The organism is Mucilaginibacter sp. HD30, assembly GCF_054061755.1.
The window spans coordinates 354,446-375,103 of record NZ_JBSSEO010000001.1 but is presented as its reverse complement, the minus strand read 5'-3'; the positions used below and the strand labels follow the sequence as shown (position 1 = coordinate 375,103).

At 42.8% G+C, this 20,658-nt stretch carries 18 protein-coding genes; 16 read left to right on the top strand and 2 right to left on the bottom strand.

The features are described 5' to 3' along the window. Positions 1–24 precede the first annotated feature (24 nt). Positions 25–678, bottom strand: coding sequence for an HAD family hydrolase (locus ACVW2L_RS01870; RefSeq protein WP_457126250.1), 654 nt, complete (start codon positions 676–678; stop codon positions 25–27). A gap of 245 nt (positions 679–923) precedes the next feature. On the opposite strand from ACVW2L_RS01870, the gene ACVW2L_RS01865 reads away from it, so the two are divergent. The 11 genes from ACVW2L_RS01865 to ACVW2L_RS01815 all read left to right on the top strand — a co-directional run bounded on the left by ACVW2L_RS01865 (position 924) and on the right by ACVW2L_RS01815 (position 12,199). Next, on the top strand, positions 924–2,063 hold the full coding sequence (locus ACVW2L_RS01865) for a GAF domain-containing protein (protein ID WP_457126249.1): 1,140 nt from the start codon (positions 924–926) through the stop codon (positions 2,061–2,063). Positions 2,064–2,125: 62 nt separating this feature from the next. Next, positions 2,126–2,977, top strand: coding sequence for a UbiA-like polyprenyltransferase (locus ACVW2L_RS01860; protein ID WP_457126248.1), 852 nt, complete (start codon positions 2,126–2,128; stop codon positions 2,975–2,977). A 289-nt stretch (positions 2,978–3,266) separates the two neighbouring features. Further along, positions 3,267–3,782 (top strand): VOC family protein, encoded by a 516-nt coding sequence (locus tag ACVW2L_RS01855; RefSeq protein ID WP_457126247.1) that lies wholly within the window; start codon positions 3,267–3,269, stop codon positions 3,780–3,782. Between the two features lie 138 nt (positions 3,783–3,920). Beyond that, positions 3,921–4,394: a hypothetical protein gene (locus ACVW2L_RS01850; RefSeq protein ID WP_457126246.1), complete on the top strand. Its 474-nt coding sequence runs from the start codon at positions 3,921–3,923 to the stop codon at positions 4,392–4,394. 115 nt (positions 4,395–4,509) lie between these two features. Beyond that, on the top strand, positions 4,510–4,785 hold the full coding sequence (locus tag ACVW2L_RS01845; protein ID WP_457126245.1) for a hypothetical protein: 276 nt from the start codon (positions 4,510–4,512) through the stop codon (positions 4,783–4,785). Beyond that, the gene (locus ACVW2L_RS01840; RefSeq protein WP_457126244.1) at positions 4,782–5,372 is read left to right on the top strand and encodes an alpha-ketoglutarate-dependent dioxygenase AlkB family protein; all 591 of its coding nucleotides are present in this window, start codon (positions 4,782–4,784) and stop codon (positions 5,370–5,372) included. Before ACVW2L_RS01845 ends, ACVW2L_RS01840 begins: the two co-directional genes overlap by 4 nt. Positions 5,373–5,540: 168 nt before the next feature. Beyond that, positions 5,541–6,428, top strand: coding sequence for a diacylglycerol/lipid kinase family protein (locus ACVW2L_RS01835; protein WP_457126243.1), 888 nt, complete (start codon positions 5,541–5,543; stop codon positions 6,426–6,428). Further along, entirely contained in the window at positions 6,428–6,958 is a 531-nt protein-coding gene (locus ACVW2L_RS01830; RefSeq protein ID WP_457126242.1) for a protein-tyrosine phosphatase family protein, read from the top strand. The genes ACVW2L_RS01835 and ACVW2L_RS01830 overlap by 1 nt, the downstream gene beginning before the upstream one ends. Positions 6,959–7,046: 88 nt before the next feature. Further along, positions 7,047–9,317: a S41 family peptidase gene (locus tag ACVW2L_RS01825; protein ID WP_457126241.1), complete on the top strand. Its 2,271-nt coding sequence runs from the start codon at positions 7,047–7,049 to the stop codon at positions 9,315–9,317. A gap of 365 nt (positions 9,318–9,682) precedes the next feature. Then, positions 9,683–11,383 carry a M3 family oligoendopeptidase gene (locus ACVW2L_RS01820; RefSeq protein WP_457126240.1) on the top strand — a complete coding sequence of 567 codons (1,701 nt, stop codon included), beginning with the start codon at positions 9,683–9,685 and terminating at the stop codon, positions 11,381–11,383. A gap of 165 nt (positions 11,384–11,548) precedes the next feature. Beyond that, complete coding sequence (locus ACVW2L_RS01815) at positions 11,549–12,199, top strand: hypothetical protein (protein ID WP_457126239.1); 651 nt, start codon at positions 11,549–11,551, stop codon at positions 12,197–12,199. A 66-nt stretch (positions 12,200–12,265) separates the two neighbouring features. Here ACVW2L_RS01815 and ACVW2L_RS01810 read toward each other — a convergent pair whose 3' ends face one another. Beyond that, positions 12,266–12,919: a phosphatase PAP2 family protein gene (locus tag ACVW2L_RS01810; protein WP_457126238.1), complete on the bottom strand. Its 654-nt coding sequence runs from the start codon at positions 12,917–12,919 to the stop codon at positions 12,266–12,268. 76 nt (positions 12,920–12,995) lie between these two features. Here ACVW2L_RS01810 and ACVW2L_RS01805 point away from each other — a divergent pair, with 76 nt between their 5' ends. The 5 genes from ACVW2L_RS01805 to ACVW2L_RS01785 all read left to right on the top strand — a co-directional run bounded on the left by ACVW2L_RS01805 (position 12,996) and on the right by ACVW2L_RS01785 (position 20,650). Then, on the top strand, positions 12,996–14,693 hold the full coding sequence (locus ACVW2L_RS01805; protein ID WP_457126237.1) for an amino acid permease: 1,698 nt from the start codon (positions 12,996–12,998) through the stop codon (positions 14,691–14,693). A 3-nt stretch (positions 14,694–14,696) separates the two neighbouring features. Beyond that, entirely contained in the window at positions 14,697–14,951 is a 255-nt protein-coding gene (locus ACVW2L_RS01800; RefSeq protein WP_457126236.1) for a SemiSWEET family sugar transporter, read from the top strand. 204 nt (positions 14,952–15,155) lie between these two features. After that, positions 15,156–18,746, top strand: a complete 3,591-nt coding sequence (gene dnaE / locus ACVW2L_RS01795; RefSeq protein ID WP_457126235.1) for a DNA polymerase III subunit alpha — start codon at positions 15,156–15,158, stop codon at positions 18,744–18,746. Positions 18,747–19,294: 548 nt separating this feature from the next. Beyond that, a complete protein-coding gene (trxA, locus tag ACVW2L_RS01790; protein ID WP_100342052.1) occupies positions 19,295–19,615 on the top strand; it encodes a thioredoxin in 321 nt (106 codons plus the stop codon). A gap of 114 nt (positions 19,616–19,729) precedes the next feature. Further along, on the top strand, positions 19,730–20,650 hold the full coding sequence (locus ACVW2L_RS01785) for a DUF58 domain-containing protein (protein WP_457126234.1): 921 nt from the start codon (positions 19,730–19,732) through the stop codon (positions 20,648–20,650). Positions 20,651–20,658: the final 8 nt, after the last annotated feature.

Genomic DNA, 20,658 nt, shown 5'->3' with positions numbered 1-20,658 from the left:
TCTATTCCAAACAAACAGCGCTTGTTATACTACCAGTCCTTCAAAAAACCCGCCTGTAAAATCATCAGCAAAGTGTATCACGTTCGGCAGGTTATCAAATTCATCCTGTTGATGGGTGGTGGTTAAAATAACCGCTTGCATCCCGGCGTTAAGCGCAGCTTCGGCACCTTTGGGCACATCTTCAAATACGAGGCAATCTTCGGGCTGTACCTGCAATAGTTCGGCCACGCGCAGGTAAGTTTCGGGGTGGGGTTTGCTTATGGCCACATCATCGGCGCTTACTATCGCCTTAAAATAATGGCGTATATTTAAATTGTCCAGCACAAAATCAATGTTAAACGGAATAGCCGCCGATCCTATCCCCATTACGATACCTGCCTTATGTGCTTTATCCAAAAACTGATGTAAACCGGGCAGCAAGGCCAGCTGCGGCAGGTACTCCTGCTGATAGCGGCGCTCTTTTTCAAAAGAGAGTTCTTTCATTTCATCCTCAGTAAACCTGAAGGCGCCAAACATGCGCACCAATACCTCGGGGTTTTTGCCGTACATCTGCGCCTTTACTTCGTCCCATGTAAAATTCCCGCCCAGGTCATGGTTCATTAAATGCATCCATGCGCGGGTATGAAACTCCATGTCGTTTATCATGGTACCATTCAGGTCGAATATAAAGGCCCTCATATTTTATAATTTTTATGCGCTACAAAAGTATTAAATGATTAACACCAGCCCGCAAAAAGTTAAACATAACGTTGAAAGACATCGAAATATCGCGATAGTTAATTTATAACTGATAGGTAACATTTGTATTACAAAAGTTACAGCAGAATAATAATGTAACCACGACATTTAAAAACCGAGTTTATCCCTGCTGCGTATACAACATATACTTATGAGACACAATAAAAGCCTTGCCTGCATTTAGTATGAGTGACGAAAAAAGCCGCCTTGACGCAGTAAGCAGATTTAAAAACCTTGATACCCGCGTAGCCGCTGATCTTAACGAAATTGTTGACCTTGCCGCCCAGATCTGCAACACGCCTGTGGCGCTTGTTACGCTTATTGACGAAAATTTGCAGTGGTTTAAGGCCAGCAAAGGTGTTGATATGGAAAGCACCCACCGCGACATGGCCTTCTGTAACCATACTATTCAACAACCAGATTTGTTGGTGGTGCCAAATACTTTGGCTGATATGCGCTTTCGCGATAATCCGCTGGTTGCCGAAGCGCCCCACGTTCGTTTTTACGCGGGTGCCACACTAACCACTAAAGATGGCCATAACATAGGCAGTTTGTGCGTGATTGATATGGAGGAACACCAGCTTGACGAGTTGCAGCGCAACGCTTTAAAAATACTTTCAAAGCAGGTTATGCACCTGATGGAAGTAAACTGGGCCATACGTGCCTTGGAAGACCGCAACGCTGAAACCGACCGACAGAAAAAACTGATAGAAGAATCGGAATTTAAACTGCAGGCCATTTTTGACAGCTCAAATGATACACACATTTTGGTTAATAAAAATTTGCAGATACTGGCCTTTAACACAGCAGCCGATGAGTTTTGTATAGCAGAACATGGCAAACGGTTGAAAACAGGCGCTTATGTTACCGACTTTACGGCACCGGAAATAGTTGAGGCAATGACCAGGCATTTTAAAAAAGCTTTTGCCGGCGAAACTGTAAGGCGTGAATGGAACGTGTGCCCCGGCCGCGACCCTGAATGTTGGAAAGACCTCACTTTTATGCCCATTAACGGGCCAAACGGCGATATTATTGGCGTGGCCATGAACTCTACTGACATTACTGAACGCAAAATGCATGAGGACCAGATCAACATACAGAACGCTGCGCTAACGCGGATAGCCATTATACAATCGCATGAGTTGCGGCGGCCGGTTGCATCATTATTAGGCATAATGGCGCTGATAAAAATGGAGCGGAATAAAGACAGCAACGATTACCTGGACATGTTGGAATATACTGTAAAAGAGCTTGACCAAAAGATCTGCGAGATAGTGAAAGACTCTGAAAATATAATTAACAACTACATGGCTACAGTGGCTTAAAGGGTGCTTTACTTTTTGTTTAAAGTTTTGGTTAGTTTTGCAGCGCTAACAGCCTTTGCTAAATGAAGAAATATCTATCGCTTGTAACCTTTTCGCATACCATATTTGCAATGCCTTTTGCCTTTATCGGCTTTTTTTTGGCGGTGACTACCACTAATCACCCCTTTGTGTGGCAAAAACTGGTAATGATGGTGCTTTGCATGGTGTTTGCCCGCAACTCGGCTATGGCATTTAACCGCTATCTTGACAGGGAGATTGATGCTAAAAACCCCCGCACTAAAGTACGCGATATACCGGCCGGTCGTATTAGCCCCACGTCCGCACTGGCCTTTACGCTTATTAACTGCACCTTTTTTATTGTTGTAACATGGTTCATTAACCCGCTTTGTTTTTACCTATCGCCGGTGGCCCTGCTTGTGGTATTAGGTTACAGCGCCACTAAACGCTTTACCGCGCTTTGCCATTTGGTATTGGGGCTCGGTCTTTCGCTGGCTCCTGTAGGCGCATACCTGTCAGTAACAGGGGAATTTGCTTTGCTGCCCATCTTTTTCTCGTTAGCTGTATTGTGCTGGGTAAGTGGTTTTGATATTATTTATGCCCTTCAGGACGAAGATTTTGACCGCAGCGAAAATCTGCACTCCATCCCCGCTTATTTAGGTAAGGTAAATGCGTTAAGGCTATCTACCTTTTTACATGTATTATCGGCATTGTTCATCATGCTACCTGTATTTTATACCAATGTGGGGGTATTGTATTATATCGGGATAGCGTTTTTCTGCGCCATGCTCATCTATCAGCACATGCTGGTTAAACCTAATGACCTGAGCCGCGTAAACTTTGCCTTTATGACCACTAATGGCATTGCCAGTGTAGTGTTCGCAGTTTTGTTTTTGCTGGATAGGACTCTGGGTTAGTCTGAAAATTCGCTTTTGTCGGGAAGTCCCGATATATCGTTGGTCTAAATTTACAAATCAACAGCATGACAAAAACTCGGTTGTCATCCTGAGCGATAGCGAAGGATCTTATACGCTTTGCCAATCCTGTGGTTTGTCCGCGCTATTTGTCAGTTATATAAGATCCTTCGCTATCGCTCAGGATAACAAAAAGTGGCCTTTGGAATATCACGAACACTCATAATTTACAATCTCTTACTACCAAAAAACTTCAAAATAATCTGCAACTTTATAGCCCAAATAAATCTCTATGAAAAAATACTTATTTCTCTCGCTTGCTTTCGCCCTGGTGTTGGGTTTTAAAGTTAAAGCACAATCTAATTTTAGCAGTAAACTAATTGGTATTGGCGTAGTTGTAGCCGACATTGAAAAATCTGTCGACTTTTATGTTAACGGTATAGGCATGGTAAAAGCCAGCAGCTTTAATATTGCCGAAGACTTTGCTAAACGCTCGGGTCTATCAAACGGGGTACCTTTTGCAGTAACCGTTTTAAAGCTGGAAAACAGCCCCGAAGCTAACGAATGGAAACTCATCAGCATAAAGGGTGCTAAAGCAACACATCCCAAACAAAATTTCATACAGGATGATGTGCGCCCCCAGTACATAACCATCAATGTAAAATCATTAAAAACGGTGATAGACAAGCTGGCTAAAATGAACGTTAAATTATTAGGCAGCACACCAACCGCCCTAAATGCGCAAAGTCAGTTTGCTTTTGTACAGGATCCGGATGGTAACTTTATTGAACTGATTGGGCCAATGTAATAACCATAAAGCCTCGAAATAATAAAGCCGCAGTGGATTACCGCTGCGGCTTTTTTTTTAGACCGGTTAGTGGTTTATTTTATATTTCATTTTTGGCAGGGTTTATGTACTATTTACTTAAATACCAACAACACAACTATGAAAAAGATATTACAACTTAGCCTAAGCGTTTTAGCCCTTACTTTTATTTTACAGGCATGCTCAACCACCAAAAGCTTGGTAGGTGCCCAAAATGGCCCTGTTAATGGCAATTGGACATTAACCAACGTTACCTACGAAGGCATTGTGGCTAATGCGGTACAAAGTGTTTTTGATCAGGCGCCGCCCTCAGCCTTTGTAAACAGTACCTGGAACTTATCTAACAGCGGTAACGGATCATATACTCTACAAAGCGGAACTTCACAAAAGATTTTCTGGAGTTTTAACAACCAGGATAAAGCGAACCCTACATTTCAGTTTAAGAAAATTTATGAGGGCGAAAAAGCTAAAAACATAGCAGAAGGATACGTACTTAACGTTGTACAGGCAGATAATACCTCTATGACGCTGAAATCGCCAATAACCAATGGTGCCAGAACGGCCTATATAGTGTATACTTTTAGCAAACAATAAAAATAATTTATCTCAATAAAAAAGGGCAATCTACTTATAGGTTGCCCTTTTTTATTGAGATAATTTGCTAATTTTATTAGTAAATTATTAATTTTGAGCTGTAAAGCTTTTTATAATGCAACTAACTAAAGCAAAAATTTACCTTACCGCCGAAGCGAAGGCATGGCTAAACAGGCCAAATGGCGGCGAGGTTATTCGTGTTGTTCCGTCGTACGCACCGGTTGGCATGCAGTGTTATGAACTGTACACATCCTTTGAGAAAACATCCGATAATTTAGGTCGTATTTTATTTGACAACGAGGGTTACTGGATCTATGACGGCCACCATTTAAGTGTTACTGAACAAGAACAACTGGCGGGTTTTATTATCAATTATATGGACCGCTTATGATAGAACAACTGGCGTTATTTGCTGAGGCCGGACAAAGCAGGGGTTTACCCGGGCATTTGCTGGAATACCACCCGTACTTACTTAACGAAACGGAAAGCGACAGGCTATTGGAAAAGCTAATTGCCGAAACACCCTGGCAACAAACCACCCAAAAGCTTTGGGACAAGGAATATTTGACGCCCCGCCTTACCTGCTGGTATGGCGATACCAACCGTATTGAAGGCACCCTACCCTGGACGCCCGAACTGCAAGCGCTGCGCGAAGTGGTGGAACCGCTGGCAGGTATACGCTTTAACAGCGTGTTGCTAAATTATTACCGCGATGGGAACGATTCGGTAGCGTGGCACAGCGATAAAGAAAGCATTATGGGCAGCCAGCCTGTAATTGCATCAATAAGTTTTGGGCAGGTACGTAGTTTTGATATCCGCAAAAAAGACGATCACAAAGAGCATTATTCGATAAAACTGGAACATGGCTCGTTTTTATTGATGAAAAGCGGGTTACAGGAGCATTGGCAGCACCGCATAGCCAAATCTACCAGGCCAATGAAAGCGCGCCTTAACCTTACCTTCAGGCTCATATTATAAAAGATAACCTAACAAACCATAAAGGCCGCTGTAAATTGATGATGGCCTTTGTGTTTTACAAATGTTAAGCCAGTGTTATGTTTGCCACCTACCCTAATATCTGCGCTGATTTAACCTAAAAAAGCCAATCATTTTTATGGGTGCGTTGTTACAGAACAAAGCAAACACATGAATATCGATCATATATTTATTATTGTTAACCCGTCTGCCGGTAAAGACGAACCTATTTTACAGTTGATAGCTGATGTTTTTAGAAACTCTGCGCTGAAAACCACCGTTCATATTTTGAAAATAGATGAAGATCCTGCAGAAGTTGCCCGCATGGCATCAAAACCCAAAACGCTGATTGCGGTATATGGCGGAGATGGCAGCGTTACGCAGGCAGCAGGGGCCTTGATCAATACTGCTTTTCCGCTGGCTATTATTCCGGGTGGTACCGCCAATGTGTTATCAAAAGAACTCAGCATTCCGCAAGATACTGAAGAGGCCCTTATGTTGCTTAAAGAGGGAAATTATGAACTTACCAAGATAGATACGGGAACAATCAATGGCCGACCGTTTTTACTACGTATCAATTTAGGCATAATGGCCGAAATGATAACCGAAACAGATCCCGGCCTGAAAGACAAGATAGGCCAGTTGGCTTACGGAGTTGCTACCGTTAAAAGCGTAGTAAATGCCGAACCAACCACCTACAAGTTGACCATAGACGGACAAACGATAAATACAGAAGGCGTGGCGTTAACCATTACCAATTCGGGCAGTATGGGTATCGGTCAGTTGCAATTGGTTTCGGGCATTAGTGTAAGCGACGGCTTACTGGATGTTGTTTTACTGCAAGATGCCGGTTTTTTATCAATTGTAAAAGCCACAGGGGGCGCTTTGTTAGGCAAAGAAACCGATGCGGTTGCGCATTGGCAGGGCAAAAATATTACAGTGCAATTGCCCAACAAGCAAACTTATTTGTGTGATGATTGCGAGGACACGGCCAGCGAGCTAAACATTAAAGTCGTTCCGGCATCACTAACTGTTTCGGTACCATTAAAAACCTCGTAATGACAAACAAAATAAAAAGCGTTGCCATCCTGATAGTTATTTTCTGGCAGAAGATATGGGACAACATTTACCGTTTTTTTAACGGAATACCCACGCTTAAACGCAGCCAGATAACAGCAGATCTTTTTCTTGGTAGCCAATACAGTTTACTGGGTTTACAAAAACTGAAAGCTTTGGGCGTAACCGCCATCGTCAACATGCGCGAGAACCCAATTTTTGCTGAGTCGCAATACGAGGGTTTCAAGTACCTGCATTTGCCTACCATAGATAATACGCCACCCCCTTTGGAAACACTGGTAAAAGGAGCCGATTTTATAAGCAACGAAATTAAGGCAGGAGGAAAAGTGTATGTGCATTGCCGGCAAGGACTTGGGCGCGGGCCAACCATGGCAATTGCCTATTTGTTAAGCACGGGCCTTACGTATCAGGATGCATTTGCACTGGTAAAAAAAGTACGCACCTTTATTAATCCGCGCGTTACGCAAATTGCGCGACTGAAAGAGCTTGAAAAATATTACAAACAACATTAACAGGCAACGCACTTAGTTAAAACTTGTTAAATTCTACTATAACTGAATTAAATGCGGTAAAATTGGTAATTGTTTTTAAAGCGGCCAATTGAAAAAGATCACCTTATTACTCTTAGCTTTTGTACTTTATATTAAAGCTGATGCACAAACGCAACAGCAAATTGATAATCAAATAGCCTTTACCAAACTCTATGGTTATGTGCGTTACTTTAATCCGAGTGATGAAGCGGCGGGGATAGACTGGGACAAGTTTGCGATATATGGCAGTAAAAAGGTTGCGGCATGTAACAACAATCAACAACTCAAAACCGCCCTTGAAGATCTGTTTTTGCCCATCGCCCCTACTTTACAAATTGGCGATAAAAATTTAAGTTTAAACAAAGCGCAGCTCATTCCTTCATCCCTTAGTGGTTATAAAACCATAGCGTGGCAGCACCTGGGTGTTGGTTTAGTAAATGATAAGCGTAGCCCTTACCAAAGTGCCCGTACTAACCGTAACCTTGTTTTTGAGCAGATACCTTTACAAGCCGGCGCATTGATAGTAAGCGGCCTTGATGCCAGGCCCTACCGCGGCAAGGAGTTTAAATTGCAGGCACGGGCAAAAATGGTTAGCGGTACCGGCACCGGGCATTTGTGGGCCCGCGCTGATCTGGATAACCGCAAATCCGGCTTTTTTAATAATATGATGGAAGATCCGATCATTAAAAACGAATGGCAGGATTACACCATTAAAGGCGTGGTAGACACTAACGCAGTAAGCCTTGTAACCGGAACTTTCTTATCTGGCACAGGTGAATTTTTATTTGATAATTTTAAAGTCTCTGTAAAAGAAGGCGGCGAATGGAAAGAGATATTTAAAGATGAGGTCAATAGTAAAAAAAACGGTCCGTTTAACATAAATGCTTACGCAAATGCAGAATATTCATACAATATTATTGAGGATGAAACAGCGCCGAAACAAAAATGGACATCAATTACAAGTATACCAAAAGAAATTGCCGAAAAACACAGCACTTATTTTAAAGCTTATCCTGCTGTTGGCGAGTTCATTAATAAAAATATAGGCAGCGGGCTCAATGCTATTATTCCGCTTGCACTTTACGGGACTACCCTCCACACTTATCCACTTGCAGATACGGCCAAATTATCAGCCTTAAAAAGCAATTACAGTAAAATACCGGATGCAATGATTACCGGCGACGACCTGAACACACGCCTGGCAGACCTGTGTATCACCTGGAATGTTTTACAGCACTTTTTCCCATATTTTGATTTTGCCCAAACCAACTGGGCCGCCGATCTAAGGGACGCTATAACTACCGCATATGCGGATAAAACAAGCTATGATTTTAAGAAAAACCTGCAAAGATTAACCGCGCGGTTAAAAGACGGGCATATTTTTATAAGGCAGACACGAGGAGACAAAGACCTTTTTATACCACCCATTGCATGGGAATGGATAGAAGGCAAACTGGTTATAACCCATGTTATTGATAATGCCATAGCATTAAAAAAAGGCGATATTGTAACAGCAATAAACGGAATAAAACCAGAAGACCACTTTAAAACGGTAACGCAGTACATATCGGCAGCAACTACAGGATACTTAAACCACCGGGCGCAGACAGAAAGTTTGTTGGGCGAAAGGGACAGTGAGCTGAAATTGACGGTTTCAAATACAGCGGGCGCAACCAGTGATGTATTGCTTAAGCGGAGCATGCCCAGTCAGCAATTTGACTCACCGGCTTATGGCGATATTAAAATGTTGACGAATGATATAATGTACATTAACATTGGCAGCGCTTACATGAAAGTGATAGATAGCGCACTGCCGCAATTACAAAACGCTAGGACTATTATTTGCGATCTGCGAGGTTACCCGAAAGACAATAACAACTTTATAGAATACCTGCTTACAAAGAAGGATACCGCTGCCAACTGGATGCAAATTCCGCATATTATATATCCCGATCAGGAAAAAATAGCGGGGTATACTAAGGAAGGCTTTGAGTTAAGACCACGCAAACCGCATTTAAATGCTAAAATTATTTTTTTAACAGATGGGCAAGCCATTAGCTGGGCCGAAAGTTATATGAGCTTTATAGAGCACTATAAGCTGGCAACCATTATTGGTCAGCCTACGGCGGGTACAAACGGTAACATAAATAATCTGTTCTTGCCCGGCGGCTATCATATTGTCTTCACCGGTATGAAAGTGGTTAAACTGGACGGCTCACCACACCATGGCGTTGGCACAAAGCCCGATATTTATGTGAATAAAACCATAAAGGGAATTAGGGAAGGCAGAGACGAATTTTTAGAGAAAGCCATTGAAGTGGCGCAGGGATTTAATAAGTAAATGGCCGCACTTCGTCCTGATATGACTTGTCATTTTTTCTGTTGGGACAAAAACAAGTAACTTACCAATATACTGAATATCAATATATTAAACCAATTTTACAGTTAAATTTGCTAACGAATAAGTAGTCCCACTTTGTCCCATCATAAAGTGGCAAGGTACTTACTACCAAACATTTACGTAAAATTCCGTCCCAAAGTGTCTCAAACTGTCTCACACGCGCGTGGGACAGAACGACGGCATAACTATCGCATCTTTCATGTCATCTGCAAATTTGCACATCTGCACATTTACTCATTTACCACTTTCAGACTTCCCGACTAATCTGCACATTTGCATATCTGCATATTCACGCATCAACTAACATGATCCATAAGAAAACACGAAAATACATACCTGCCGACCTTGATATTAAATGGGAGAACCTTGAGCCTCTTTACCTTGACCTGGTAAACCGCCACATAGACAATGCCGGCGACCTTGAGCTTTGGATGCGCGACCGTAGCGAGCTTGAAGCCGCTTTAGAAGAGGATTTTGCCTGGCGCTACATCCGCATGACCTGCGATACCAACAGCGAGGAGAAGCTGGCAGCATTTCAATACTTTGCCACTGATATTGAGCCTAAAACAGCACCCTACAGCAACGAACTGAACAAGAAGCTGGTAGCCAGCCCCTATTTTGAACAGTTGGACCACGATAAGTATTTTGTATATCTACGCGGTGTTAAAAAGGCATTAGAGCTCTTCAGGGAAGAGAACATACCATTGCAAACGGAGCTACAGGTTACCGCGCAGCAGTACCAGCAAATAAGCGGCGCCATGTCTGTCACTATCGGCGACAAAGAGTATACCCTTGAGCAAGCCGGTGCCCTGTTAAAAGACACCGACCGTAATAAGCGCCACCAGGCTTGGGAGGCCATAACCGCCCGCCGCCTGCAAGACAAAGACAAGCTTGATGAGCTGTTTGACCGTTTGCGTACGCTTCGTCACCAGGTGGCCCTTAATGCGGGCTTCGAGAACTACCGCGATTACATGTTCCAGGCCCTGGGCCGGTTTGACTATACCCCGCAGGATTGCTATGCCTTCCACGAGGCGATAGAGCGCGAGGTGGTGCCAATTTTGCAGGAGCATGCGCACCAACGCCAGCAGGCATTAGGCTTAAGTGAGCTACGCCCCTGGGATATGGACGTAAATACATCCGGCAAGCCGCCGCTTAAACCCTTTAGCAATGGCGACGAACTGATAGATAAAACCATACAGTGCTTTACCAACATCAGCAAATATTTGGGCGAGCGCCTGGAGATAATGAAGGCCAACAACCTGTTTGACGTGGAGAGCCGCAAAGGCAAGGCACCCGGCGGTTACAACTATCCGCTGTCTGAAACCGGCGCACCGTTCATCTTCATGAACTCGGCTAACACCTTTCGCGACCTGACTACCATGGTACACGAGGGCGGGCACGCTGTGCATACCTTCCTGACTGCTGATCTGGAGCTGAATGACTTTAAACATTGCCCATCCGAGGTGGCGGAATTGGCATCCATGTCGATGGAGCTGGTATCAATGGATACCTGGAATGTCTACTTTACTGATCAGGATGATCTGCGCCGCGCCAAGCGCGACCAGTTAGTTGATGTGCTTAAAACCCTGCCTTGGGTAGCCGTGGTTGACCAGTTTCAACATTGGATCTATACTAATCCTGAACATACCGCTGATGAGCGCCGCGCCGCCTGGAAACAGATCTATGAACCCTTCGGTGCCGGCTTTGCTGACTGGAGCGGGTTAGAGGATGCAGAGGCGAATCTATGGCAAAAACAGTTGCACATTTTCGAGATACCTTTCTACTACATAGAGTACGGCATGGCTCAATTAGGAGCTATAGCCGTATGGAAAAACTATAAGGAAAACCCCGAAAAGGCCCTTGAGCAGTATCTGGACGCGCTAAAACTGGGTTACACCAAAACCATTAAAGAGATCTACGAGACAGCAGGTATCAAATTTGATTTCAGCGCTGATTACGTTAAGGAGTTGGCCCAATTTGTAAAGGCGGAGATAGAAAAGTTATAGGTTGGTGAGTGGTTGAATGGTGAAGTGTGAGTGGTTTAGTCTATCAACTTAAAGACTTTTTACTCGTCTCTTACTCCCATGTTTATCTAATCATTAACCACTCTCCACCCACCATTTACTACTCACTATATACAAAACTGGTACGGTTTTGGGGTTACGGTCTGTATGAAAAAGATAGTATTAGGTGCCGCCTTGCTGCTTTTTACCACAGCAGGATTTGCACAGGAACTTGAACCGGTAAAAATTGATAGTTTGGTAACCGTGTCGTTACCGGCCGATTATAGTAAGACTGACACGCTGAATCAGCAGGTATTTTCTGCAAACAGCGATTATGGTTACATGGTGGTTGTAAAAGCAACCGACAAAACTAATAAGCCGCTGGCAAAGGAGAAAGACCTTAACAAGGTAATGAATAATTACGTTGATAACTTTAAGCAACAATACAAAGACGCCAGCGCTCAAAATGTTCGCGATACTACTGTAGGGAAGCTTAAGGCAAGGGCCTTTACTTTGGAATATCGTGCGGACGACAGCAGTGTTCAGTTTAAAAACTTTGTGTTATTGTACACCACAACAGCAAGTTACTTTTTTGAGTATGCCTACCCTGGTATGCGTGCCGGTGTGATAGGTAACGAGTTAAAAACCTTTTTAACATCGATAAAGTTATCGCCTGAGCTGCAACGAAACGATCAATACCTTTCAAACGACACAGGCATGTCGCCGGTTGTTAAGACTGGTTTGATTGCGGGTGGATCGTTATTAATAGTTGCGATGGTGATCGTATTCATCAACAAACGCAGGAACGCTTTGGCCTAATATTCAGTTAGAATTTAGATCTATAGGATTTAAGGATTGTAGATGCTACAATTCTTAAATCCTTTTTTATTTTCTGCCGATCTTGGTTAAGCCGGTGTTCCACTTTTCTGATCTTAAAAATTCCCGGCCCTCGGCCCAATAAAGCCATATAGCTGTTACAACTACGCCAACGGCCGAACCGGCAGTAACATCTTCAAAAAAGTGCTGGCTTAGATACATTCGCGAATAACCGACCAAAGCAGCCAATAAAAAAAGCGGAAAGCCCCAAAGTTTGTTGCGGCACAAATAAGTGATCATCATTGCCGATGTAAAAGCGCTCACAGTATGCCCAGAAGGAAAGCTATGCAGGCTTAGCTGTTCGGTACCAAGCACAAAATGAATACGGTCAAGCTGATCTTTAAAATATAGCTGTGGGCGTGGTGCATCAAAATAATGTTTAAGTGTTTGCGCTATAAGAGCGGTCACAATATTAGCGGTAGCAAATAAAAAAGCATTACGAAAGCTGAAGAGCAGCAATACGAGTGTTAAAACTACCACCGTCCAACCACTGCCCAAATTGGTTATATACGGAGCGGCTGCATCCGCCCAACCGCTGTACATGGCGTTTACGGCGTAATATATCTCCTCGCGGGTGTAGGTTAACTTAATGATAAGGCACAGGCCCAGGGCTATCAGATAAGGAATGAAAAACCACCGTAACTGATATAAAATCTGTTTCATGCTGCAAAGTAAAGCTTATACTTATACTGAGCAAAAAAATCATTATGTTTGGTATCCATTGACTGATCTTACGTAAATGTCTAAAAGCATATTTCGCAAAAAATCCATTACTAAAATATTGGCTGATGTTGCCAGCGGCTTCAGCGACGCAGAACACTCCGGCGTCCATCTCAATAAAGAATTAAAAGTTAAAGACCTCACCCTGATGGGTATTGCGGCCGTAGTTGGCGCAGGTATATTTTCTACAATAGGCGAAGCCTCGTTTTATGGCGGGCCGGGCGTAAGTATATTATTTGTGCTAACAGCCATCACCTGCGGATTTTCGGCCTTATGCTATGCTGAGTTTGCATCGCGCATACCGGTAGCAGGTAGCGCCTATACTTATGCTTACGCTTCGTTTGGCGAGTTGATTGCCTGGATAATAGGTTGGGATCTGCTTATGGAATACGCCATCGGCAATATTGCCGTAGCCATATCATGGAGCGGCTATTTTGTCAATTTGTTAGAAGGATTTAATATCCACATGCCTGTTTACCTTACAATGGATTACCTATCGGCTTTTAAGGCACATGAGCATGTTCAGCAGCTTACGGCAAGTGGCCAGGCAGCACAAATTACCGCTGATGTTAAACAGGCAGCCTTGGCATGGGCAACCGCGCCGGGTGCCGGTAGTTTTAAATTGATAGCAAATATACCGGCATTGATCATAGTGGTAATTGTAACCTATCTGGTCTATATCGGCATCCGCGAAACCAAGAAAGCCACCAATGCTATGGTGTTTTTGAAAATTGCTGTAGTAATTGCTGTTATCATTATCGGTTTTTTTTATGTTACGCCTGCCAACTGGCACCCCTTTTTACCTAACGGTTTTGGCGGAGTAATGAAAGGTGTATCAGGCGTATTTTTTGCTTACATCGGTTTTGATGCCATATCAACCACCGCCGAAGAATGCGAAAACCCGCGCCGCGATCTGCCACGCGGAATGATATATTCTCTGGTAATTTGCACGGTGCTATATATACTGGTGGCGCTGGTGCTTACCGGCATGGTCAGCTATAAAGATCTACAGGTTGCAGATCCGCTGGCGTTTGTTTTCGGCAAGGTGGGTTTAACCAAAATAAGTTACGTAATATCCATAAGCGCAGTTATTGCAACTGCCAGTGTATTGTTGATATTTCAATTGGGGCAACCCCGTATTTGGATGAGCATGAGTCGTGATGGTTTGCTGCCAAAAGCATTTTCGCGCATCCACCCAAAATATCACACGCCATCATTTTCAACCATTGTTACCGGTTTTGTAGTGGCTATACCCGCCCTGTTTATGAATTTGACCGAGGTTACCAACCTAACCAGTATAGGCACCTTATTTGCCTTTGTACTGGTTTGTGGAGGTGTTCTATTGCTGCCTCAGGAAGCAGCAGTCAAAGGTCGTTTTAAAATGCCTTACATCAACTCCAAATTTATAACCCCTGCCCTGTTTATAGTTGGCGTAATTGTTTTCAATAAACAGTTTATCAACCTCTTCTCTGATGAAGAGATCCACAAAAATTTCCCTTATTTTCTTTTTGTGTTGATAGCGGCCGGGTTAGCCATTGCATCTTTTATCAAAAATCTCTCGCTTATCCCGGTGCTGGGCCTATTAAGCTGCTTTTACCTGATGGCATCTTTAGAATACGAGAGCTGGATACGGTTTTTAGTATGGCTGATAATAGGCCTGGTTATCTATTTTTCTTACAGCTACAAAAACAGTGTTTTAGCTAAACAAAATAATTAGCAAGTGAATTTTATTGATATAATAGGTTTGGTGGCAGCATTGTGCACCTCTACTTCGTTTTTGCCACAGGCCATAAAAACTATCCGCACGCGCGACACCTCCGGCATTTCGTTAAGCATGTATTGCGTATTTGCAGCAGGCACATTGTTATGGTTAATTTATGGCGTAATGATAGGCAGCTACCCTGTGGTAATTGCTAATACTATTACCATTGTGTTGGCAAGCATAATATTGTATTATAAGATAAAGCATAAATAGTGAGTTTGTCTGAACAAGGACTTTTAAGATTTCACGATGATAAGAGCGCTTTAATATCCTGAAATCATTTAATCCTATAAATCCTGGTTCACACAAATAAACTTCAAAATGGTAGTTTACTTTTCCACACCGCCTCCACTCCCATTACTTTTTTAATAAATTTGTATACTACCGATTTGAGGGACGGAGATACAGCGAGATATTATGCCAGAGTTTTCACATTTACACGTACATACCCAGTTTTCGTTATTAGACGGCGCTGCCGACATATCCAAGCTATACAAAAAAGCGGCTGCGGATGGCATGAAAGCGCTGGCCATTACCGACCACGGTAACATGTTTGGCGTGTTTAAATTTGTAGCAGAGGCAGGCAAACACAACGTTAAACCCATTGTGGGCTGCGAGTTTTATGTGGTGGATGACCGCCATAAAAAGCAGTTCACCAAAGAGAAAAAAGACGTGCGTTGCCACCAGCTTTTGCTGGCTAAAAACCCGGAAGGTTACAAAAACCTGGTTAAACTGTGCTCGTTGGGCTACATGGAAGGCCTGTACAGCAAGTGGCCCCGTATTGATAAAGAACTTATACTTAAATACCATAAAGGCTTAATCGCCACAACCTGTTGTATTGGCGCATCGGTGCCTCAAGCCATCCTGAAAAAGAGCGAGGCTGAGGCGGAAGAAGAGTTTAAATGGTGGCTGAATATTTTTGGAGAGGATTATTATATAGAGCTGCAGCGCCACGCTATCCCCGATCAGGAAATAGTTAATAATGTACTGCTAAAATTTGCCAAAAAATATAATGTAAAGGTGATTTGCTCTAACGATTCGCACTATGTGGATCAGCAGGACTCCAACGCGCATGACATTTTGCTATGCGTAAACACAGGCGACATGCAAAGCACGCCTATTGCTACTGATGAAGAGGGCGGCAAGGGCTACCGATTTGGTTTCCCTAACGACCAGTTTTATTTTAAAACGCAGGATGAAATGGGCAAACTGTTTCATGATCTGCCCGAATCATTAGATAATACCAACGAAATTGTAGACAAGGTGGAGGTATTAAAGTTAAAGCGCGATATACTGCTGCCTAACTTTGTTATCCCTAACGAGTTTAAAATACATAGCGAAATCACCCCCGATTCTGACACGTTAAATCAATGGGAGTACCTAAAGCACCTCACATTTAAAGGCGCTGCAGAACGATACCACGACCTAACAGCCGAGATTGAAGAACGTATCAACTTTGAGCTGTTTACGGTACGAACGATGGGCTTTGCCGGCTACTTTTTAATTGTAGCTGACTTTATCAAGGCCGGGCGCGATATGGGTGTATTTATCGGTCCGGGGCGTGGTTCGGCGGCTGGTTCTGTTGTTGCATATTGTATTGGCATCACAAATATTGACCCTATAAAATACAACCTGCTGTTTGAGAGATTTTTAAATCCCGACCGTAAATCAATGCCCGATATTGATACGGACTTTGACGATGCGGGCCGCCAGAAAGTTATCGACTACGTAGTTGATAAATATGGCAAAAACCAGGTAGCGCAAATTATCACTTACGGCTCTATGGCTGCCCGTACCAGTATTCAGGATGTGGGCCGAGTGTTGGATATGCCACTATCTGATGTTACAGCGCTGAAAAAGCTGGTGCCTGAAACCTTGGGTATCAACCTTAAAACTGCCATTGAGCAGGTGGCAGAATTGCAGGCCATCTACAAATCACCAGATCTAAAAGGCATTGTATTACGTGAGGCGGAAAAACTGGAAGGATCTGTACGTAATACCGGCGTACACGCGGCTGGTATTATCATTGCGCCATATGATTTGACTGATATAGTGCCCGTAGCTACTGCAAAAGACTCGGACCTGTTGGTTACCCAGTATGATGGCCGCGTAATTGAAGATGCCGGCGTTATCAAGATGGACTTTTTGGGCCTTAAAACGCTTACCATTCTTAAAGATGCATTGCGGTTGATCAAGCAAAATCACGGGGTTGAAATTGATATTGATACCATTCCGCTTGATGATCAAAAAACTTTTGAGCTTTATCAGCGCGGCGATACCAATGGCACGTTCCAGTTTGAAAGTGATGGTATGCAAATGTATCTGCGCGACCTTAAACCCGATAAGTTTGAGGATCTGATAGCCATGAACGCGTTGTACCGTCCCGGGCCTATTGAGTATATACCCAACTTTATCAGCAGAAAACACGGGCGCGAGGCAATAACCTTTGATGTACCCGATATGGAGGAATACCTGGGCGAAACCTATGGTATAACGGTATATCAGGAGCAGGTGATGCTTTTATCACAAAAACTGGCGGGCTTTAGTAAAGGCGATGCCGACGTACTGCGCAAGGCCATGGGTAAAAAGCAGATTGAAGTGCTTAACAAAATGGAAGCGCAGTTTATGGATGGCGCCATAGGTAAAGGCCATCCAAAAGATAAGCTTACCAAAATATGGAACGACTGGAAAGCATTTGCGCAATACGCCTTCAATAAATCGCACTCTACCTGTTATGCCTTTGTGGCATACCAAACGGCTTATTTAAAAGCGCATTATCCGTCAGAATATATGGCGGCGGTATTAAATAACCAGAATAATATTGAAAAGATAACCTTCTTTATGGAGGAGTGCCGCCGTATGGGTGTTGAGGTTTTAGGGCCAGATATTAACGAGTCTGATCTATCATTCGCGGTAAATAAAAAGGGACAGGTAAGGTTTGGCTTAACCGGCGTTAAAGGCGTTGGTGATAAAGCGGTAGAGAGTATTATTGAAGAGCGCATTGAGCGCGGCCCCTACCTGTCGGTTTATGATTTTGCCAAACGGAGCAACACCCGCAGCGTTAACAGAAAATCATACGAAAATTTGGTATACGGCGGCGCGTTTGATGCCTTTGGTTTAAATAGGGCCCAGTTTTTTGCCAAAACAGAGAATGGGCTGCTTACGGGTGTAGAGCGCTTAATAAAATTCGCTAATGATTATCAGAACACGCAGAACAGTTCGCAATCGTCGCTCTTCGGCGGATCAATAGCATCCTATGTACCTGAACCTGCTATGCCCGATGCAGAAGAATGGCCACTTATAGAGAAGCTTAAGTACGAAAAGGAAGTTATTGGCATATACTTAACCGGGCATCCGCTGGATAATTATAAGCTGGAGATGGATAAGTATTGCAATACCACCATTGCCGAGTTGAAAAACATGCAAAAAGCGCGCTCCGGCGAGGGTGGTGATGACGTAATGGCGGCTTTTGCCCAGTTAAGAAAACGGGGCGAAGTATGCGTTGGCGGCCTTGTAGGTAATGTGCAGCATAAAATGACCAAAACTGGTAAACCTTTTGGCACATTTGTACTGGAAGATTACAATGAATCTTACGAATTTGCAATGTTTGGCGAAGACTATGTTAAATTCAGAAACCTGATGGTTAACGGCTATTTCCTTCACATTAAAGGTAACATAGAAGAAAAATTCAGGCAAAAGGATAATTGGGATCTGCGTATAACTACCATGAGCCTGCTATCAGAAATGCGCGATAAACTAACCAAATCGGTTACTGTAGCATTGGATCTGAATGCCATAAACGCGCAGTTGATGAACCAAATACAGCATATTGTAAACATCAACAACGAAAAATATCCGGTAAAAAACTGCTCCCTTAGATTTGTTGTGAAAGACCGGGACGATGCTTTACTGGTTGATATGGGTTCTAAAACCTTTAAGGTTAACCCCAGCGACGACCTGATGGCTGATATATTGCAATTAACCAATAGCCCGGCTATTTTAAATTAAACCCCGATTTAAAAATACATCCACATTGCGTATCCGGCCAATATTTGGTAGCGAATAATATCTAATTAATTAATAGTCAGGCAACATTAACCTAACACCTATATTGTTTTCTCTTAACAGCAAACCAAAACATTTTATTGTACGTATTTGTATAAAATTATATAACCTTGTATCACAGCATGTAAGGCTGTTGACCAATTAGCTAAGTTTTAATACATATCCTACAGTGAATTTAAGCAACGAAAAGCCTTATTTACGCTGTTCAACATGCAAAGCCCCCTATCACTTCAGGATGGCCAGACCATGGTGGGCAAGCAGTTTACTATTTTTCTTACCGATAAAAACGTTTTTTTGCGCCAGGTGTCAAAAAAAACACAATCTCCTTATCAGCAAAGAAAAATTAGGTACTTACCACGATCCAAAGTAATTTCAAATTTAACGGTTGATAATTCTAACAGTGTTAGTAATTTCTTTGTCAGATTGTCAGGTCGCTACTTGTGGCAAGCAATTTGAATACTCATATTTGTTGAACATAAAATTTAAATATCATGGCTTTAGAAATTACTGACGCAAACTTTGAGGAGCTTGTGCTTAAATCAGATAAACCCGTATTAGTTGACTTTTGGGCTGAATGGTGCGGTCCTTGTAGAATGGTTGGCCCGGTAGTAGAAGAAATATCAAAAGATTACGCTGATAAGGCGGTTGTAGGGAAAGTGAATGTTGACCATAATCCAGGCATTTCTGTAAAATATGGCATCCGCAATATACCTGCATTGTTATACTTTAAAAACGGCGAAATTGTTGATAAACAAATAGGTGCTGTTCCAAAATCGGTTTTAGCCGGTAAATTGGATAAGCAACTGGCTTAATCGTCATAAAATATTCGTTTAAAAAGCGTTACAATTGAATTGTAACGCTTTTTTTATGCATCAGATTTGACAAATTAAAAAAGTTGTCAAATCTTTAGGTACATTAGTTTTTATATGTCGCAACTTAACGAAGATCAGCAGGTAAGGCAGTTAGCCAATCTTGAACTACTTGCAAGGCAGGTGGTTGAAGGTTTTATAACCGGCCTGCACCAAAGCCCTTTTCATGGCTTCTCGGTAGAGTTTGCCGAACATCGCCTTTATAATAATGGCGAATCGGTAAAAAATATCGACTGGAAACTATTTGCTAAAACCGACAAACTGTTTGTAAAGCAATTTGAAGAAGAAACCAATTTACGCTGCTACCTGGTGCTGGATTCCTCATCGTCTATGAATTTCCCCGAGCAGGGGTTAAATAAATTGCAATTTTCTATCTACGCCATAGCATCATTAATGTACCTGTTTAAAAAACAGCGCGATGCCTTTGGATTGTGCACCTTTTCTGATAAGATAGACAGCTTGAGCCATGTTAAATCAGCTTCAACGCACCTGTTCTATTTGTATGCTCAATTGGAAAAACTTTATCAGGAGCCAAAAACTAACACCGCCACTAATATTGCAGAGGTGCTGCACCATGTTGCAGAACAGGTTCATCAACGCTCGCTTGTTATTATTTTTAGCGATATGCTGGAGAATAATATGGATAACGCCAAGCTACAGGCGCTTTTTGCGGCTATACAGCATTTAAAATACAATAAGCACGAGGTTGTTATATTTAATGTGAATGATAAGCAAAAAGAAATGGACTTTAACTTTGACAATCGCCCACATCACTTTATTGATATGGAAAGCGGCGAGGAAGTAAAGGTTCACCCCGGAAAAATTCGTCACGCTTATAAAACTTCATTACAACATTACCGCCGCGAACTGGAACTGAAATGCGCCCAATATCATATTGATATTATTGATGCCTCTGTTCAGGATGGCTATTATGATATTTTAAGATCATACCTCATCAAAAGGAACAGCATGATATAACTGTAACA

What these genes read in the sequence shown, in the direction of transcription:
- ACVW2L_RS01870 (WP_457126250.1), bottom strand. Translation starts at nt 678, where the DNA reads ATGAGGGCCTTTATATTCGACCTGAATGGTACCATGATAAACGACATG.
- ACVW2L_RS01865 (WP_457126249.1), top strand. Translation starts at nt 924, where the DNA reads ATGAGTGACGAAAAAAGCCGCCTTGACGCAGTAAGCAGATTTAAAAAC.
- ACVW2L_RS01860 (WP_457126248.1), top strand. Translation starts at nt 2,126, where the DNA reads ATGAAGAAATATCTATCGCTTGTAACCTTTTCGCATACCATATTTGCA.
- ACVW2L_RS01855 (WP_457126247.1), top strand. Translation starts at nt 3,267, where the DNA reads ATGAAAAAATACTTATTTCTCTCGCTTGCTTTCGCCCTGGTGTTGGGT.
- ACVW2L_RS01850 (WP_457126246.1), top strand. Translation starts at nt 3,921, where the DNA reads ATGAAAAAGATATTACAACTTAGCCTAAGCGTTTTAGCCCTTACTTTT.
- ACVW2L_RS01845 (WP_457126245.1), top strand. Translation starts at nt 4,510, where the DNA reads ATGCAACTAACTAAAGCAAAAATTTACCTTACCGCCGAAGCGAAGGCA.
- ACVW2L_RS01840 (WP_457126244.1), top strand. Translation starts at nt 4,782, where the DNA reads ATGATAGAACAACTGGCGTTATTTGCTGAGGCCGGACAAAGCAGGGGT.
- ACVW2L_RS01835 (WP_457126243.1), top strand. Translation starts at nt 5,541, where the DNA reads ATGAATATCGATCATATATTTATTATTGTTAACCCGTCTGCCGGTAAA.
- ACVW2L_RS01830 (WP_457126242.1), top strand. Translation starts at nt 6,428, where the DNA reads ATGACAAACAAAATAAAAAGCGTTGCCATCCTGATAGTTATTTTCTGG.
- ACVW2L_RS01820 (WP_457126240.1), top strand. Translation starts at nt 9,683, where the DNA reads ATGATCCATAAGAAAACACGAAAATACATACCTGCCGACCTTGATATT.
- ACVW2L_RS01815 (WP_457126239.1), top strand. Translation starts at nt 11,549, where the DNA reads ATGAAAAAGATAGTATTAGGTGCCGCCTTGCTGCTTTTTACCACAGCA.
- ACVW2L_RS01810 (WP_457126238.1), bottom strand. Translation starts at nt 12,919, where the DNA reads ATGAAACAGATTTTATATCAGTTACGGTGGTTTTTCATTCCTTATCTG.
- ACVW2L_RS01805 (WP_457126237.1), top strand. Translation starts at nt 12,996, where the DNA reads ATGTCTAAAAGCATATTTCGCAAAAAATCCATTACTAAAATATTGGCT.
- dnaE (WP_457126235.1), top strand. Translation starts at nt 15,156, where the DNA reads ATGCCAGAGTTTTCACATTTACACGTACATACCCAGTTTTCGTTATTA.
- trxA (WP_100342052.1), top strand. Translation starts at nt 19,295, where the DNA reads ATGGCTTTAGAAATTACTGACGCAAACTTTGAGGAGCTTGTGCTTAAA.
- ACVW2L_RS01785 (WP_457126234.1), top strand. Translation starts at nt 19,730, where the DNA reads ATGTCGCAACTTAACGAAGATCAGCAGGTAAGGCAGTTAGCCAATCTT.